This is a genomic window from Streptomyces sp. NBC_00461 (assembly GCF_036013935.1).
In the GTDB taxonomy this organism is placed as follows: Bacteria; Actinomycetota; Actinomycetes; order Streptomycetales; family Streptomycetaceae; genus Streptomyces.
This window is the reverse complement of the sequence record NZ_CP107902.1, coordinates 1,261,185-1,278,894: the sequence shown is the minus strand read 5'-3', so window position 1 is coordinate 1,278,894 and position 17,710 is coordinate 1,261,185. Positions and strand designations below refer to the sequence as shown.

At 70.6% G+C, this 17,710-nt stretch carries 17 protein-coding genes; all 17 read left to right on the top strand.

Annotated features, from left to right (window positions below; translation table 11 throughout):
• The first annotated feature begins 44 nt into the window (after window positions 1-44).
• The 17 genes from OG870_RS06330 to OG870_RS06255 all read left to right on the top strand — a co-directional run bounded on the left by OG870_RS06330 (window position 45) and on the right by OG870_RS06255 (window position 17,669).
• Window positions 45-1,757, top strand: a complete 1,713-nt coding sequence (locus tag OG870_RS06330) for an enoyl-CoA hydratase-related protein (RefSeq protein WP_266527091.1) — start codon at window positions 45-47, stop codon at window positions 1,755-1,757.
• Window positions 1,758-1,894: 137 nt separating this feature from the next.
• On the top strand, window positions 1,895-2,983 hold the full coding sequence (locus OG870_RS06325) for a hydrogenase expression protein HypE (protein WP_266527090.1): 1,089 nt from the start codon (window positions 1,895-1,897) through the stop codon (window positions 2,981-2,983).
• 84 nt (window positions 2,984-3,067) lie between these two features.
• Complete coding sequence (locus tag OG870_RS06320) at window positions 3,068-4,852, top strand: nickel-dependent hydrogenase large subunit (protein WP_266527089.1); 1,785 nt, start codon at window positions 3,068-3,070, stop codon at window positions 4,850-4,852.
• A complete protein-coding gene (locus OG870_RS06315) occupies window positions 4,849-5,388 on the top strand; it encodes a hypothetical protein (protein ID WP_266586462.1) in 540 nt (179 codons plus the stop codon). The genes OG870_RS06320 and OG870_RS06315 overlap by 4 nt, the downstream gene beginning before the upstream one ends.
• Entirely contained in the window at window positions 5,385-6,026 is a 642-nt protein-coding gene (locus tag OG870_RS06310) for a DUF5947 family protein (RefSeq protein ID WP_266527087.1), read from the top strand. Before OG870_RS06315 ends, OG870_RS06310 begins: the two co-directional genes overlap by 4 nt.
• Entirely contained in the window at window positions 6,023-6,706 is a 684-nt protein-coding gene (locus tag OG870_RS06305) for a DUF6084 family protein (RefSeq protein ID WP_266527086.1), read from the top strand. Before OG870_RS06310 ends, OG870_RS06305 begins: the two co-directional genes overlap by 4 nt.
• Complete coding sequence (locus OG870_RS06300; RefSeq protein WP_327666598.1) at window positions 6,703-8,133, top strand: hypothetical protein; 1,431 nt, start codon at window positions 6,703-6,705, stop codon at window positions 8,131-8,133. Before OG870_RS06305 ends, OG870_RS06300 begins: the two co-directional genes overlap by 4 nt.
• Window positions 8,130-8,681, top strand: coding sequence for a hydrogenase maturation protease (locus OG870_RS06295; protein WP_266586464.1), 552 nt, complete (start codon window positions 8,130-8,132; stop codon window positions 8,679-8,681). Before OG870_RS06300 ends, OG870_RS06295 begins: the two co-directional genes overlap by 4 nt.
• A gap of 10 nt (window positions 8,682-8,691) precedes the next feature.
• Entirely contained in the window at window positions 8,692-8,796 is a 105-nt protein-coding gene (locus OG870_RS48120; protein WP_373314921.1) for a DUF6893 family small protein, read from the top strand.
• 142 nt (window positions 8,797-8,938) lie between these two features.
• Window positions 8,939-9,346, top strand: a complete 408-nt coding sequence (locus OG870_RS06290; protein ID WP_327690743.1) for a hydrogenase maturation nickel metallochaperone HypA/HybF — start codon at window positions 8,939-8,941, stop codon at window positions 9,344-9,346.
• Between the two features lie 3 nt (window positions 9,347-9,349).
• Entirely contained in the window at window positions 9,350-10,105 is a 756-nt protein-coding gene (gene hypB, locus OG870_RS06285) for a hydrogenase nickel incorporation protein HypB (protein WP_327690742.1), read from the top strand.
• Entirely contained in the window at window positions 10,102-12,498 is a 2,397-nt protein-coding gene (gene hypF, locus OG870_RS06280; protein ID WP_327690741.1) for a carbamoyltransferase HypF, read from the top strand. Before hypB ends, hypF begins: the two co-directional genes overlap by 4 nt.
• A gap of 32 nt (window positions 12,499-12,530) precedes the next feature.
• Window positions 12,531-12,833, top strand: coding sequence for a HypC/HybG/HupF family hydrogenase formation chaperone (locus tag OG870_RS06275; protein ID WP_266527069.1), 303 nt, complete (start codon window positions 12,531-12,533; stop codon window positions 12,831-12,833).
• Window positions 12,833-13,960, top strand: a complete 1,128-nt coding sequence (gene hypD / locus OG870_RS06270; RefSeq protein WP_327690740.1) for a hydrogenase formation protein HypD — start codon at window positions 12,833-12,835, stop codon at window positions 13,958-13,960. Before OG870_RS06275 ends, hypD begins: the two co-directional genes overlap by 1 nt.
• Window positions 13,953-15,026 (top strand): hydrogenase expression/formation protein HypE, encoded by a 1,074-nt coding sequence (hypE, locus tag OG870_RS06265; RefSeq protein WP_323179396.1) that lies wholly within the window; start codon window positions 13,953-13,955, stop codon window positions 15,024-15,026. The genes hypD and hypE overlap by 8 nt, the downstream gene beginning before the upstream one ends.
• 494 nt (window positions 15,027-15,520) lie before the next feature.
• A complete protein-coding gene (locus OG870_RS06260) occupies window positions 15,521-16,345 on the top strand; it encodes a maleylpyruvate isomerase N-terminal domain-containing protein (RefSeq protein WP_266586470.1) in 825 nt (274 codons plus the stop codon).
• Window positions 16,346-16,841: 496 nt separating this feature from the next.
• Window positions 16,842-17,669, top strand: coding sequence for a helix-turn-helix transcriptional regulator (locus tag OG870_RS06255; RefSeq protein WP_266527060.1), 828 nt, complete (start codon window positions 16,842-16,844; stop codon window positions 17,667-17,669).
• The last annotated feature ends 41 nt before the right edge of the window (window positions 17,670-17,710 follow it).

Sequence of the window (17,710 nt, the reverse complement as noted above, 5' to 3'; positions counted from 1 at the left end):
CGGCGGCCATCGCTGCCTGCCGTTCGTCCGCCCCGGAGGCAGCCGTGCACATCCTGCTCCTAGCCAGTGCGTTCAACAGCCTCACCCAGCGTGTCCACGCCGAGCTGCGCGACCGTGGCCACGCCGTGGCGGTGGAACTCGCCCTGCCCGGCGGCTCGTTGCCCGAAACCGTGCGGCGGCACGCACCACAGCTCATCGTGGCGCCGATGCTGAAGACGGCGATTCCCGAGGAGGTATGGACAGCGCACACCTGCCTCATCGTCCATCCGGGGCCGGTGGGCGACCGCGGACCCTCCTCCCTGGACTGGGCGATTCACGAGGGCGTCGAGCAGTGGGGCGTCACCGTCCTGCAGGCCGACGGGGAAATGGACGCCGGAGACGTGTGGGCCTGCGTGCCGTGCCGGGTCCCTCCGGTTCCCAAGAGCGAGCTGTACCGCGGCGAGATCGCCGACGCCGCGCTCGAGGCGGTCATGCTCGCGGTGGAGCGCTTCGCCGAGGGAACCCACGTACCACGCAAGCAGGACGTGGCACGCACGGCCGACGCCCGCCTGCGTCCCCGCCCCTACCTCGACCAGAGCATCCGGCGAATCGACTGGGCCGAGGACTCCACACAGGATGTCCTGCTCAAGCTGAGGGCGGCGGACTCGCAGCCCGGTGTGCTGGACACACTGCTCGGCGGTGAGTGGTATCTGCACGGCGGTCACCCCGAGAGCGTGTTGCGTGGCCGCCCGGGCGAGCTGCTGGCCACCCGTGCCGGCGCGGTCTGCCGGGCCACCAAGGACGGCGCCGTGTGGATCCCCGAACTGCGACCCCGGCGCGGCCCCGGGCAGCCGCCCACGTTCAAACTGCCCGCCGTGCGGGCCCTGGGCGACCGGCTGCCGCCCCTGCCCGAGCACGCCCTGCCCCTGCTGCCCGAGGTGAGCCACCGCACCTGGACGGACATCCGCTACCGGGAGGACGGGAACGTGGGCTTCCTCTCGTTCTCCTTCCCCGGCGGCGCCATGAGCGCGGAGCAGTGTCGACGCCTGCTGGACGCCTACCGGGAAGCGTGCGCGCGGCCCACGTCGGTGTTGGTGCTGGGCGGCGAACGGGACTTCTTCTCCAACGGGATCCACCTCAACGTCATCGAGGCCGCGGACGACCCCGCTGCCGAGTCCTGGGCGAACATCAACGCCATCGACGATCTGGTCGAGGCGGTCCTGACGACGACGGACCGACTGGTGGTCGCGGCGGTCGCGGGCAACGCCGCGGCGGGCGGGGTGATGCTGGCCCTGGCGGCCGACGAGGTCTGGTGCCGCTCGGGCGCCGTACTGAACCCTCACTACCGTCTGATGGGCCTGTACGGCTCGGAGTACTGGACGTACACCCTGCCGCGCAGGGTGGGTCCCGCGACCGCCGAACGGCTCATGCGTGAGGCTTTGCCGGTGAGCTCGGCGAGCGCACTGCGCCTCGGGCTCGTCGACAGGGTGGTCGACTGCGGTCCTGATGAGTTCGCGCGGGAGACCGGTGGCCTGGCGGCGCGTCTGGCGTCACTTCCGGCGACGGCGTCACGGATCACCGCGAAGAAGACGGAGCTGGACCGGCTGGAGAGCGCGACCCCGCTGGCCGGCTTCCGTGAGGAGGAGCTGGCCCGGATGCGCCGGACCTTCGACGACCCGGATGCCCCGTACCACGCTCTGCGTCGTTCCTTCGTGCACAAGGTGCGGCCGGCGTGCACCCCGCCGCACTTGGGGCCCGGTCCCGCCGCGGTTGCGTAAACCGGTCCGATCCCCTCCGCCACCGATTCACCGCAATGGCCCTCGATGGCGTCTCATCACGGTCGAACGGCTGATACGAAAAGAAGTGATGGCCGAAATACAGGCCTTCATCCCTTACCTCCCCAGGAGGCGGTCCCATGACTGAGGCGACGCCGGACACGGTCGGCGCTGCGGACGCAAGCGGCGCGCCCGCCGACGAGACACCCACGATCCACATTCTCTGGATCAACGCCGGCCTGAGCTGCGACGGCGACTCGGTCGCGTTGACGGCGGCCATGCAGCCCAGCATCGAGGAGATCGTGCTCGGTGTGCTGCCGGGGCTTCCGAAGATCGCCGTCCACTGGCCGCTCATCGACTTCGAGTGCGGTCCGGTCGGCGGCTCGGACACGTTCATCGAATGGTTCTTCAAGGGGGAGCGGGGCGAGATCGACCCGTTCGTCCTGGTCGTCGAGGGCTCCGTCCCCAACGAGGCGATCAAGCCCGAGGGCTACTGGTGCGGCTTCGGCGACAACCCGGAGACCGGCCAGCCGATCACCACCAGCGAGTGGATCGACCGGCTCGCCCCGAAGGCGCTGGCGGTCGTCGCCATCGGCACCTGCGCCACCTACGGCGGCATCCACGCCATGGCGGGCAACCCGACCGGTGCGATGGGCGTGCCGGACTACCTCGGCTGGGACTGGAAGTCCCACGCGGGCATCCCCATCGTGTGCGTCCCCGGCTGTCCGATCCAGCCCGACAACTTCTCCGAGACGCTCACCTATCTGCTCTACCAGGCGACCGGCGCCGCCCCGATGATCCCGCTGGACGACAAACTGCGCCCGACCTGGCTGTTCGGGGCCACCGTGCACGAGGGCTGCGACCGCGCGGGCTACTACGAGCAGGGCGAGTTCGCCCAGTCGTACGACTCGCCGACGTGCCTGGTCAAGCTGGGCTGCTGGGGTCCGGTCGTCAAGTGCAACGTGCCCAAGCGCGGCTGGATGAACGGGATCGGCGGCTGCCCCAACGTCGGCGGCATCTGCATCGCCTGCACCATGCCCGGGTTCCCCGACAAGTTCATGCCGTTCATGGACGAGCCCCCCGGCGCCAAGGTGTCGAGCGGCGCCAGCGGAGCCTACGGCGCCGTCGTCCGCAAGCTGCGGTCGATCACGGCCAAGACGGTGGACAAGGAACCCAAGTGGCGCCGTACCGGAGACAAGATCACCACCGGATACCGCCCCCCGTGGTGAGCATCCGCCGCGGATGATCCGCTCCCCGCTCCGTGCATGCACCCCCCACACGAACCTCCCGCGCAAGAAGGGCACGGCACACAGATGGCACCGAAGACGAAGGCGGCCGGCGACGGCAGTGGCCTGGTGGAGATGGCCTGGGACCCGATCACGCGGATCGTGGGCAGCCTGGGCATCCACACGAAGATCGACTTCAAGCAGAAGCGAGTCGCCGAGTGCTACAGCACCTCATCGGTCTTCCGCGGCTACAGCGTCTTCATGCGCGGCAAGGACCCCCGCGACGCCCACTTCATCACCAGCCGCATCTGCGGCATCTGCGGTGACAACCACGCCACCTGCTCGGTGTACGCGCAGAACATGGCGTACGGCGTGAAGCCCCCGCACCTCGCCGAATGGATCATCAACCTCGGCGAGTCCGCCGAGTACATGTTCGACCACAACATCTTCCAGGAGAACCTGGTCGGGGTCGACTACTGCGAGAAGATGGTCAAGGAGACCAACCCCGGCGTCCTCGAACTCGCCGAGCGCACCGAGGCTCCGCACGCCGCGGAGCACGGCTACCGCACGATCGCCGACATCATGCGCTCGCTCAACCCCCTGGAGGGGGAGTTCTACCGCGAGGCCCTCCAGGTCAGCCGTTACACGCGCGAGATGTTCTGTCTGATGGAGGGCCGCCATGTGCACCCCTCCACGCTCTACCCGGGCGGCGTCGGAACCATCGCCTCCGTGCAGCTCTTCACGGACTACCTCAGCCGGCTGATGCGCTACGTGGAGTTCATGAAGCGCGTCGTGCCTCTCCACGACGACCTCTTCGACTTCTTCTACGAGGCGCTGCCCGGGTACGAGGAAGTAGGCCGCCGACGCGTCCTGCTCGGCTGCTGGGGCGCGCTCAACGACCCCGAGTACTGCGACTTCACCTACGCCAACATGACCGACTGGGGTCGGCGCATGTTCGTCACGCCCGGCATCGTCGTCGACGGCAAGCTCGTCACCAACGACCTCACCGAGATCAACCTCGGCATCCGCATCCTGCTGGGCAGCTCCTACTACGAGGACTGGCAGGGCCAGGAGCAGTTCGTGACCCACGACCCGCTCGGCAACCCGGTGGACCCGCGCCACCCGTGGAACCAGCACACCATCCCCACCCCGCAGAAGCGGAACTTCGACGACAAGTACAGCTGGGTCATGTCCCCGCGCTGGTTCGACGGCAAGGACCACCTCGCCCTGGACACCGGCGGCGGCCCCATCGCCCGCCTGTGGTCGACCGCCCTGTCCGGTCTCGTCGACATCGGGTACGTCAAGGCCACCGGCCAGAGCGTGGTCATCAACCTGCCCCGCACCATGACCAAACCGGAGACCACCTTCGAGTGGAAGATCCCGAAGTGGTCCAACGCGCTGGAGCGCAACCGCGCCCGCACGTACTTCCAGGCGTACTCCGCCGCCGTCGCTCTTCACTTCGCGGAGAAGGGCCTGGCGGAGGTCCGCGCCGGACGCACCCAGACCTGGGAGAAGTTCGAGGTTCCGGACGAGGGCATCGGCGTCGGCTTCACCGAGGCGGTCCGCGGTGTCCTCTCCCACCACATGGTGATCCGGGACGGCAAGATCGCCAACTACCACCCGTACCCGCCGACCCCCTGGAACGCCAGCGTCCGGGACACCTACGGCACGCCCGGCCCGTACGAGGACGCCGTGCAGAACACGCCCATCTTCGAGGAGAACACCCCGGAGAACTTCAAGGGCATCGACATCATGCGCGCCGTCCGCAGCTTCGACCCCTGTCTGCCCTGTGGCGTCCACATGTACGTCGGCGGTGGCAAGACGGTGAAGTCGATGCACGTGCCCACCGGCCTGAGCGGACTGGGCGGATGAGCGGGGCGACCGCGGCAGTGGCGGTGAACGCGGAGCAGACCGGACGCCGCGTCGAGGAGGTGCTGGAGCGGCTGACCGCGAGCGGCGACCGGGCCGCCGTCGCGGCGGCGGAGGAACTCGTCCGCTCCCTCATGGACTTCTACGGCGCCGGCCTGGCCCGCATCCTCCACCTGCTGTCCTCCGCTCCCGGCGAAGCGTCGGCGGGGCTGCTCGGTGACGAACTGGTCGCGAGCCTGCTCGTCCTGCACGACCTGCACCCCGAGGACCGCGACACCCGCATCGCCCGCGCCCTCGACGTCGTACGGGAACACGCCCTGGACGTCGTGGACTTCGACGAGGAGAGCGGCACGCTGACACTGCGGGCCCGGGAGACCGGTGGCTGCGGTTGTGGCTCCGGCTCCGGTGCGGGCGCCCGCGAGGCCGCGGAGGCGGCGCTCGCCTGCTTCGCACCGGAGGTCAGGGCGGTCGACGTACAGACCGCACCCGCGGGGCCGACGCTCCTGCAGATCGGCACGGCACCGGCGGGGGCCCGATGACGGCGTCCCCGGCGACGCGCACGCCCGGCCTGCGGAGGTTCCTCACCGAGAAGCCTCCGCAGCCCGAACGGTGCGAACTGTGCGCCGCGGCGGTGCAGGCGGGCCACCGTCATCTCGTCGACACCGAGAAACGCGCCCTCGTCTGCGCCTGCACCCCCTGCGCGCTGCTGATGGAGCAGCCGGGCGCCGCCGCGGGCCGCTTCCGCACGGTCCCGGCCCGCTACCTCACCGACCCCGGACACCGCCTCGACGAGAGCGCGTGGGAGGCGCTGCAGATCCCGGTCGGCGTCGCCTTCCTCTTCCGTAACGCGGCGCTCGACCGGCTGGTCGCCCTCTACCCGAGCCCGGCCGGTGCCACCGAGAGCGAACTCGAACCGGCCACGTGGACGGACGTCCTCGGTGGCAGCCGCCTCGCCGGACTGCTCGAAGCCGATGTGGAGGCGCTGCTGCTGCGCCGCACTGACGGCGGCTGCGAGTGCAACCTCGTACCGATCGACGTCTGCTACGAACTCGTCGGCCGCATGCGCCTGTTGTGGCAGGGCTTCGACGGCGGAGCCGAGGCCCGCGCCGCGCTGGACGCGTTCTTCGCGGACGTCGCGCAACGCGCCCGGCCCGTGGACGAGGCGGTGCGCCGGTGACCGAGTTCTCCTTCACCTGCACCGGCGTTCGCGCCGACCGGTACGCCGCCGGACCGACCCTCGTCTTCCGGCTGCGCGTCACCGCCTCCGGACACACCCCCGTGCACGCCCTCGCACTGCGCTGCCAGATCCGCATCGAACCCGCCCGCCGCGGTTACGCGTCCGACGAGGCCGACGGCCTCGCGGACCTGTTCGGCGAGCGCTCACGCTGGGGCAGCACCCTCCAGCCGGTGCAGTTCGCCCAGGTCTCGCTGATGGTCCCCGGTTTCATCGGAGAGACCGAAGCGGACCTCGTCGTTCCCTGCACCTACGACATGGACATCGCCGCGACCCGCTACCTCGACGCCCTCACCGACGGCGAGGTCCCCCTGCTGATGCTCTTCTCCGGTACGGCGTTCACCGGAACCGGCGGCTTCCAGGTGGAGCCCGTCCCGTGGGACCGCGAGGCAGCCTTCCGGATGCCCGTCACCGTCTGGCGGGAAATGGTCGAGCAGCACTTCCCCGGCTGCGGCTGGATCCGGCTGCCCCGCGACACCATGGACGCCCTCCTTGCCTACCGCTCCCGGCACGCCCTGCCCTCCTGGGAGGCGACCGTCGCGGCGCTGCTGGAGGGTGCAGACCCGCCCGCGCACGACCCGCTGCGCGCCCTCACCGCCACCACCGGAAGGACCGATCCGTGACCGTGACCGCGTTCGCCCCCGAGACCGAGGAGCGCTTCGCCCGCGCCCGGCAGGTGGCCGACGCCGTCCTCTTCGAGGGCTACGTGCTCTACCCCTACCGTGCCTCGGCGGCCAAGAACCGGCTGCGCTGGCAGTTCGGGGTGCTCGTGCCGCCCGGCTGGGGCACCGAATGCGAGGAGCACGACTTCCAGCACACCGAATGCCTGATGGAACCGAAGGCGGGTGCGACCCTCTCGGTCGAGGTGCGCTTCCTGCACGCCCGAAGGCGCACGGTGCAGCGGGCCCGTCCGGACGGCGGCTTCGACACCGTGCCCGAACTCCGCCTCGACGACCGGGTGTTGGTGCCCTGGGACGAGGGAAGCGAGGAGCGCGTCGAGGTGGTCGCGTCGGTGGACGAACTCCTCGGCGACGGCGTCACGTATCCCTTCCGGCTTCCCGCCCGCGAGGACACCGTGCCGGTCCTGGACGAGGCCGGCCGTACCGTCGGCCGACTGGTCCGGCGCTGCGAGGAGATCAGCGGGACGATCCGGCTGTCCACCCGCGAACTCGACGGCCCCTACCGGGCCGTGCGGCTGACCGCCGTCGTCGAGAACACCAGCGACTGGACACCGCCCGAGGGCCGCGGCGCCGACCGGGAGGCGGCGCTGTCGCACTCCCTGGTGGCCACCCACCTCCTCATGGCCCTCAGCGCCGGATCGTTCCTGTCGATGACCGATCCCCCCGAGTGGGCGAAGGGCGCGGTCGCCGCCTGCCGCAACCTGCACACCTGGCCCGTACTCGCCGGCGAACCCGGCCGCGCCGACCTCGTGCTGTCCTCGCCGATCATCCTGGAGGACCATCCGGCCATCGCGCCGGAGAGCCCCGGCGCGCTCTACGACGCCACCGAGATCGACGAGATCCTCGCGCTGCGCACCGCGGCCCTCACCGACGAGGAGAAACGCGAGGCCCGGGGTACCGACGAGCGGGCGGCCGCCGTGATCGAGCTGGCGGACTCGATGCCGCCCGAGGTTCTGGAACGTCTGCACGGTGCGGTGCGGAGCCTGCGCGAGGTGACCGGTCCGGGCCCCACCGCATCGGACGGCGGCTTCCCCGACGAGTACGGGGTGCAGCGGCCCGACACCCCCTGGTGGGACCCCGCGAGCGAGGCGGGCTTCGACCCGGCGCAGGACCGGGTGGTCGTGGACGGCCGGTCGGTGCGCAAGGGCAGCCGCGTCGAGTTGCGTCCGGGGCTGCGGCGTACCGACGCGCAGGACCTCTTCCTGCGGGGCCGCACGGCGAAGGTCGAGGCGGTGCTGCACGACGTGGACGGCGGGGTGCACCTGGCGGTCACCGTCGAGGGCGACCCGGGCGCCGACATCCGCCGCGAGCAGGGGCGGTTCCTGTACTTCCAGCCCGACGAGATCACCCCGCTGGAGGACGACGGATGAGCCTTCCCCCACCGCCAGGTCCCAGGACTCTCGTGGCGGGCATCGGCAACGTCTTCCTCGGAGACGACGGCTTCGGGGTGGAGACCGCACGCCGGCTCGCCGAGCGCGACCTGCCCGGACACGTCGAGGTCGTGGACATCGGGGTGCGCGGGGTGCACCTCGCCTATCAGCTGCTGGACGGCTACGACACCCTCGTCCTCGTGGACGCCACGGCACGCGGCGAGGCCCCCGGCACGCTGTACGTGATCGAACACGACGTCGGCGGAGGGAGCCCTGCACCGGCCGCCCCCGCACTGGACGGCCACCGGATGACCCCCGACACCGTCCTGGCGCTGCTGTGCACCCTGTGCGCCGGGACCGGCGGCGAGCCACCACGCCGCGTCCTGGTCGTGGGATGCGAACCGGCCTCGGTGGACGAGGGCATCGGTCTCAGCCCGCCGGTGTCCGACGCCGTGCCGGAGGCCGTCCGGCTGATCGAAGAGTTGCTGAGGCACGGGGAGCCGGGAGAGTCCGCGCCGCGGGCCACGGCCGGTGGGATCTCGACATGAGGAGAGTGGGATGAAGAAGATCGTCATCGGCGGAGCGGCCCTCGCCGCCCTGGTCGCTGTTGTCGCCGAGGTGCTTCCCGACCTCCGGCGCTACCTGCGGATCCGGCGGATGTGAACCGTGGACGCCCCGGGTGTGCCGTGCGGTTGCGTCGAACGGCGTACCTCCGAGCCGGTGACGGCGTGCCGGGCCGTGCGACCGGTGAGCGCCCGCCTCTAATGAAGCCCGGCGGAGGCAGCCTGCGGAAGGACGGAGACCCATGCACGAGATGTCCGTCGCGCTGGCCGTCGTCGACCAGGTGGCAGAGGCCGCCACGCGGGCCGGAGGGATCACGGCGGTGCGATCGGTACGGCTCCAGGTCGGCGAACTGGCCGGTGTCGTACCCGATGCGCTCGCCTTCTCCTTCGAACTGGCCTGTGCCGGAACCCTGCTGGAAGGCGCCGAACTCGTCACCGAAGCGGTGCCGGGGCGGGCCCACTGCATGCCCTGCGCACACGAATGGGCCGTCGGCATGCCGCCCCGGCTGACCTGCCCCGCGTGCGGCGGGACGCAGACCGACCTGCTCGCGGGCCGGGAACTGCAGATCCTCGACGTGCACTGGGAGGCCGGCCACAAGCACAGCCCCACGCACACGCCCGCCCGTGAACCGATCTCCGAGGAGCGCTGAACCATGTGTCGTGTCGTCGACCTGCGGCAGGCCGTACTCGCGAAGAACGACGCGAGCGCCCACGACCTGCGCGCTCACCTCGCGGCTCGCGGCACCGCGGTCGTCAACCTGCTGTCCAGTCCGGGCAGCGGCAAGACCGCGCTGCTGGAGCGCGAACTGCTGCGGGCACGGGAGCGGTCCGTTCCCGTCGCGGCGCTGAGCGCCGACCTCGCCACCGAGAACGACGCGGCACGCCTGGCGCGTTCGGGCGTCCCGGTCAAGCAGGTGCTCACCGACGGACTGTGTCATCTGGAGGCGGGGATGCTCGCCGGGCACCTGGACGGGTGGCTGCCCGACGACACCCGGCTGCTGTTCGTGGAGAACGTCGGCAACCTGGTCTGCCCGGCCTCCTACGACCTGGGGGAGACACTGAGGGTCACCCTCGCCTCCGTGACGGAGGGTGAGGACAAGCCGCTCAAGTACCCCACCGCCTTCGGCCTCGCCCATCTCGTGGTGGTCACCAAGACCGACATCGCGGAGGCCGTCGAATTCGACGAGGCCGCGTTCCGCGCGAACGTGGAGCAGGTCAACCCGGGAGTCGAGGTGGTCCTGACCTCGGCGCGCCGGGGGCAGGGGCTCGGCACGCTGCTCGACCGGTCGCTGGCTGCCGCGGACGGTGCCCCCGTCCACTTGCCGGTCATGGCCCGGCCGCCCCATCATCCCGGTCACACCCACGCGCACACGGAGGCCACCGGCACCATGGCCCACATCCACTCGTGAGCGGTCCGCAGGCTCCGACCGCCGTCGCCGAGAACACCCCACGACGCCGCCGGGTCACCGTCCGGGGAGTGGTGCAGGGCGTGGGCTTCAGGCCCTACCTCTACGGCCTCGCCACCGAACTCGCCCTGGCCGGACACGTGACCAACACCCCGGAGGGCGTCGTCGCGGAGATCGAGGGCAGCGCGTCGGCCGTGGCCCGGTTCTGCGACCTGATCGCCGCCCAGGCACCGCCGCTGGCCCGCGTGGAGTCCGTTCACCACCGGGAGATGCCTCCCGTCGGCGGCACCGCGTTCACCATCCTCACCTCCCGCAGCGGCGGACCGGCCCGCACCCTGGTCTCCCCCGACTCCGCCACCTGTGCCGACTGCCTCGCCGAGTTGGCCGACCCGGCGGACCGGCGCTACCGGCACCCGTTCGTCAACTGCACTCACTGCGGCCCGCGCTTCACGATCGTCACCGGCGTGCCGTACGACCGGGCCAACACCACCATGGCCGGCTTCGCGATGTGCCCCGACTGCGCCCGGGAGTACGCAGATCCGGCCGACCGCCGGTTCCACGCGCAGCCGGTCGCCTGCCCGGCCTGCGGGCCGCGTCTGCGGCTGGTCGTCGCCCAGGAGACACGGCTCGGGAATGTCGAGGGGGCGGCCCCGGTCACCGAGGCCCGGGCGCTGCTGACGCGGGGTGCGATCCTCGCCGTGAAGGGCCTGGGCGGCTACCACCTGGCCTGCGACGCCTCGAACCAGGAGGCGGTCGCCCTCCTGCGCCGACGCAAGGCGCGCGGGGACAAGCCGTTCGCCGTCATGGCCAGGACCGCGGACGACGTCCGTCACCTCGTACGGCTGAGCCCGGCGGAGCGGAGCCTGCTCGAAGGCCCTGCCAGGCCGGTCGTCCTGGTGAGGCGGCGCCCGCACCCGTCGTACGCCCCCGGGGACCTCCGGCCCGCCGAGGCCGTGGCACCCGGCAGCCCCGACCTCGGCGTGATGCTGCCCTACACGCCCCTGCACCATCTGCTGCTCGGCCTGCGCGGCGACCCGGACGGCCCCCGGCTGCTCGTCATGACCAGCGGCAACGTGTCCGGTGAGCCGATCGTCACCGACGACACCGAGGCGCTGGAGCGGCTCGCGCACCTGGCCGACGCCTGGCTCACACACGACCGGCCGATCCACGTCCCGTGCGACGACTCCGTGGTCCGCGTCTGCGACGGGGAGCCACTGGTGATCCGCCGCTCGCGCGGTTACGCCCCGTTGCCACTCTCCCTCCCGCTGCCCGTGCGGCCGGCCCTCGCCGTCGGCGGAGACCTGAAGAACGCCTTCTGTCTGGGGGCGGGCCGTCAGGCCTGGCTGTCGGCGCACATCGGCGACATGGACGACGTCGGCACCCAACGGGCCTTCGAGAACGCGGCGGCGCAGTTGGAGTCCATCACGGGAGTGCGGCCCGAGGCCCTGGTCTCCGACCGGCATCCTGGTTACCGCTCCGCCGGATGGGCCGACCGGAACGCGGTGCACCGGCCCGTCGTACGCGTCCAGCACCATCACGCGCACATCGCCGCCGCCATGGCCGAGCACGGGTTGGACGGCACCCGGCCGGTGATCGGTGTCGCCTTCGACGGCACGGGCCACGGCGACGACGGCGCCGTGTGGGGCGGGGAGTTCCTGCTCGCGGACTACGACCGCTTCACCCGGTTCGGACATCTCGCATATGTTCCACTGCCCGGTGGTGACGCCGCGGTGCGCCGGCCGTACCGCATGGCGCTGGCCCATCTGAGGGCGGCCGGGATCGACTGGTCCGACGAGCTCGCCTGTACGACCGCCTGCCCGCCCGATGAACTCCACCTCCTGGAACGGCAGTTGGAGCGGGCCCTCAACTGTGTCCCCACGTCCAGCATGGGCCGGCTCTTCGATGCCGTGTCCTCTCTCGCCGGGGTGTGCCACCGAGCCGGATACGAGGCACAGGCCGCCGTCGAACTGGAGGGGGCGGCCCTGCACGCACCCGCCGAGGACACCACCGCGTACGCGTTCGCCCTGCACACGTCGGAGGAGAACCGGGACGGCGCCGTACGGGCCGATCCGGCACCCGTACTCGCGGAGATCGTCGGCGACCTGCGCGTGGGCGTCGAGCCTGCCCTGGTCGCCGCGCGCTTTCACCGGGGCGTGACCGGCCTGGTGCACCGGATGTGCGCGCGGGCGCGAGAGCAGTACGGGCTGGACACGGTCGCCCTGACGGGAGGCGTGTTCGCCAACACGCTGCTCTCCTCGGCCTGTGCCGCCGCCCTGCGGGAGGACGGCTTCACGGTCCTGCGGCACCACCTGGTGCCGCCGGGCGACGGTGGCCTGGCGCTGGGCCAGCTGATGGTGGCCGCCCGCGCCGCTCCCGCTCCCACTCCCACCGACTGAGCAAACGCGCGACCCACAGCGAGGAGAGGCTCATGTGCCTGGCGGTACCCGGCAGAGTGCTGGACATCGAGGAACGGGACGGCACCCGGATGGCCACCGTCGATTTCGGCGGCGTGGTCAAGGAGGTGTGCCTGGAGTACCTGCCCGACCTCCAGGTCGGCGAGTACGCCATCGTCCACGTCGGGTTCGCCCTGCAACGGCTGGACGAGGAGTCGGCGCGGCAGACACTCGAACTCTTCGCCGAACTCGGCATGCTGCAGGAGGAGTTCGGCGACGCCTGGGAGATGGCGGCGGCAGAGGCGGGCGTCGACCCGGTGGAAGAGGTGCGCAAGTAGTGAAGTACATCGACGAGTTCCAGGACCCGGAGCTGGCGCGTCGGCTCCTCGACGACATCCACTCCACGGTGACCAGGCCGTGGGCCCTGATGGAGGTGTGCGGAGGGCAGACGCACAGCATCATCCGCCACGGAATCGATCAACTCCTTCCGAAGGAAGTCGAGTTGATCCACGGTCCCGGCTGTCCGGTGTGCGTGACCCCGCTGGAGGTCATCGACAAGGCTCTGGAGATCGCCTCCCGGCCGGAGGTGATCTTCTGCTCCTTCGGTGACATGCTGCGCGTGCCGGGCACCGGACGGGACCTGTTCCAGGTCCGTGGAGAGGGCGGTGACGTGCGCGTCGTCTACTCACCGCTGGACGCGCTGCGGATCGCCCAGCAGAACCCGGACCGCGAGGTGGTGTTCTTCGGCATCGGCTTCGAGACGACCGCACCCCCCAACGCCATGACGGTCCATCAGGCCCGGAAGCTGGGCATCCAGAACTTCAGCATGCTGGTCTCCCATGTCCGCGTACCGCCCGCCATCGAGGCCATCATGTCGTCGCCGAGCTGCCGGGTGCAGGGCTTCCTCGCGGCCGGCCATGTCTGCAGCGTGATGGGCATGGAGGAGTACCCGGAACTGGCGGAGCGCCACCGGGTGCCGATCGTCGTGACGGGTTTCGAGCCACTGGACATCCTCGAAGGCGTGCGCCGTACCGTCAGGCAACTGGAACGCGGTGAGCACACCGTCGACAACGCCTACGCCCGTGCCGTCCGCGCGGAGGGCAACCCGGCCGCCCGGGCCATGCTGGAGGACGTCTTCGAGGTCACCGACCGTGCCTGGCGCGGCATCGGGGTGATCCCACGGAGCGGCTGGCGGCTCGCGCCGAAGTACCGCGCGCACGACGCCGAGCACCGGTTCTCCGTCGAGGGCATCCGCACGCAGGAACCGGCCGAGTGCCGCAGCGGAGAGGTCCTGCAGGGGCTGCTCAAGCCGCACGAGTGCGAGGCCTTCGGCACCCTGTGCACGCCTCGTACACCGCTGGGGGCCACCATGGTCTCCAGCGAGGGCGCCTGCGCCGCGTACTACCTCTACCGGCGGCTGGACATGCCCGCCACCAGGGCCCAGGAGGCGACCCCCGTTGTCTGACACCACCGATCTCCCCGTCCTGGACGTCGAGGCGTGGACGTGTCCGGCGCCCCTGCGGGACCGGCCGCGCGTCGTCATGGGCCACGGTGGCGGTGGAGTGCTCTCCGCCGAACTGGTCCAGCAGATCTTCGCGCCCGCTTACGGGGGCGAGGTACTCGCCCAGATGGGTGACGCCGCCGTCCTCGCCCTGGGCGGTGCCCGGCTGGCGTTCTCAACCGACTCATACGTGGTGCGGCCACTGTTCTTCCCCGGCGGCAGCATCGGCGACCTGGCGGTCAACGGCACCGTCAACGACCTCGCCATGAGCGGCGCCCGCGCCGCCTACCTCTCCTGCGGATTCATCCTGGAGGAGGGCGTAGAGCTGGATGTGGTCACCCGGGTGTCCCAGGCACTGGGGGCGGCTGCGCGCACCGCCGGCGTCGAGGTGGCCACCGGGGACACCAAGGTGGTGGAGGCCGGTCACGGCGACGGGATCTACATCAACACCGCAGGCATCGGTCTCGTCCCGGAGGGCGTCGATCTCCGCCCTCAGCGGGTCGTCCCCGGCGACGTGGTGATCGTCAGCGGCGCCATCGGTGTCCACGGGGTGGCGGTCATGAGCGTTCGCGAGGGCCTGGAATTCGGAGTGGAGATCAAGAGCGACTGCGCGGCGCTCGGCGGGCTGGTCGACGCCATGCTCGCCGTCACCCATGACCTGCACGTCCTGCGCGATCCCACCCGGGGCGGCCTGGCGGCCTCGCTCAATGAGATCACGCAGGCGTCCGGGACCGGGGTGGTCATCCAGGAACGCGCCGTTCCGGTCCCCGCGGCCGTGGCCAATGCCTGTGCCATTCTCGGACTGGACCCCATGTACATCGCCAACGAGGGCAAGCTGGTGGCCTTCGTCCCGCGCGAACAGGCCGACGCCGTCCTTGAGGCGATGCGTGCCCATCCTCTGGGCGCGGACTCCGTGATCATCGGAGAGGCCGTGGAGGCGCATCCCGGCATGGTCGTGGCACGGACCGGCCTGGGAGGGACGCGGGTGGTCGATCTACCCATCGGGGAGCAGCTGCCGCGGATCTGCTGACAGAGGCGTCGCGTCCAGGAGCAGGCCAGGCCGTCCAGGCGCGATCGGACCGTCAACCCGGTCGGTGCCCGGACGGCGGGGCCGTGGATCCGCGCTGGTCGTGGCGGATGCGTCCTTGGTGCCGCTGAGGCGCAGGGAGCGGCCCCTGCGTCCGCTGTCGCGTCCGCCTTTCTCGTCCGCGTCGCCGTACTTCTCGCCGCTCGCACCGCGACTCTTGGCCGTGTCGCCCGCCGGCGCCGGAACGATGTCCGCGGAGAAAACTGTGGCGGTGCCGGAGACGCCCGGGGCGGTGATGACGGTGACCGCGTTTGTGAAGGTGGTGCGGCTGCGGACCGTTCGGCGTGGGCACCGGGTCGGTGAGTGCGTTCTCCCGGTGGTCTCGGTTCTTGAAGTGCCCGACATGGGGGTGTCAGGACCTTGCCCTGGACCTGAGGGTCTGGTTTTGTACCGCGCTACAAGTGCGTGATCACGGAGACACGAGGAGAACGAGCGGCGTGGAGCGGGGAACGCGGACGGGCACCAGGGACTCCCTGCCGGAAGGGCTCGGTCAGGCGATACGGGAGACCGCCGGTGCCGTCGCCGCGCTCCTGGACGGCGCGACGGACATGACCGTCCCTGTACCGGGGTTGGAGTGGACCGTCGGCGAGACGGCCGCCCACCTGGTACTGGCCAACGGCCTGATGGCCGATCTCGCGGCCGGCCGAGAACGCCTCTACGGGGACGGCACGCCGCAGAGCCTCGCGGCGGCCAATGCGCAGAGTCTCCTCGAGTTTCCCGAGCGCGGGGCGCAACCGCTGGCCGCGATGATCGTGGAACAGGCCGACGTGTTCCTGGACGCGGTGGACCGAGCGGTGGCGGACGGGACCGCGGGCCGGACGCTCCTGACCCCGCTCGGTCCCATGGACCAGGACATACTCGCCTCGTACCTGCTGACCCACATGCTGGGCCACGGTTACGATCTTGCCCGCGGGCTGCGCCGGCCGCACATGATCAACGAGATGCGGGTCGGGTTGTGCCTGCCGTTCCTGAAGACGGCAATGCCGCGCATCGCCGCCGCCTCCGCGCTGACGGCCCGTTACACCTTGCGCATCCGGGGCGGCGCGGCATTCGGCGTCACCTTCACCGACGGCACGGTCGAGGTGCTTCCTGACCTGCCGGAGCGTTCGGACTGCACCATCCTCACCGCGCCGGTTGCTTTCCTTCTCATCGCGCTGGGACGTCTGGGCCCGTGGCAGGCCATGGCACGCGGAGACGTGCTCGCCTGGGGCCGCAAACCCTGGCTCGCCCCCCGCTTCCCCACCCTGTTCAACGCACCCTGACCACTGCCTTCCTCGATGAGCCCGGCTCGACCGCGGGAGCTCCTGCGGCAGAAGTCCGAGCCCATCGACGCTGACCGCACGGTCAGGCGACCGACTTCAGGCTCTAGAAGAAGCCCAGCTTCTTCGGCGAATACGACACCAGCAGGTTCTTCGTCTGCTGGTGGTACACGCCTGACCTCGCTCTGACCTGCGTTAAAAGGATGGAGTCGTCTGCTGTGAAGCCGAGTTGGTCCGCGCCTGGTCCGGATCTTGGTGAGGCACTCCGACAGCCATGGCAACGCGATGGCCGAGCCACTGAACGGCACCTTCAAGGCCGAGCTGATCGAGATGCAGGGCCCGTGGAGTTGGGGACGGTACCCGTCCGACAGGCAGATACGCAGGCCCGGGCGAGCCGACTGAAGCCCAGCCAGGGACAACTTGTCCGCGGTTAAAGTCGGCCTTCATCTGGTTTTCGGTTTGCGCCAGGATGGGTGTGTCGAACAGGGGAGGACGGACGATGGACCGGGCGCTGCTGGCAGATTTTCTCCGCGCACGTCGTGAGGTGTTGCAGCCGGAGGATGTCGGGCTTCCTCGCGGGCAGCGGCGCCGCACCGGTGGGCTGCGGCGCGAGGAGGTGGCGGCGCTGGCCGATATGTCGGCCGACTACTACAGCCGGATCGAGCAGCAGCGTGGTCCGGCGCCCTCGGAGCGGATGCTCGTCGCGCTGGCCCGGGCGTTGCGGCTCAGCCTGAGCGAGCGTGACCATCTCTTCGCCCTCGGCGGGATCGCGGCGCCCCGGCGGATCGTGCGTGATGACCATGTGGGGCCCACGATGATGCGGATCGTCGCCGGCCTCTCGGACGTGCCCGCCATCGTGCTGTCACGGTTCGGTGAGGCGTTGCTGCAGACGCGTCCGGCGGTTGCGCTGCTCGGTGACTTCACCCGGTATTCGGGTCTGTCCCGCTACCTGGTCTACCGCTGGTTCACTCATGACCCGCAGGTCCGCGGCTTGTACCCCGTCGAGGATCATTCGCTGCGGGGCAGGGTTTTCGCCGCGGAGATCCGGGACGCCTACACGGCCGATCCCACGGGGAAGGCCGGTGAGATCGTCGCGGCCCTCCTCGATGCCAGTCCCGAGTTCGCGGAGATCTGGCGGTTGCACGAGGTGGGGGTGACACATCACCACGACCTCAAGCGTTACCTGCACCCCGAGTTGGGGGAACTGGAGCTCTACTCCGAGATGCTGGTGGATCCCGAGCAGTGCCAGCAGCTGCTGGTGTTCACCGCCGTACCCGGTTCTCCGAGCCATCGCAAGCTCCAGCTCCTGGCCGCTGTCGCCCCTTAGCGGTTTTCGGCTCTCTCACACCTCTGAGCATCGTTTCGAAG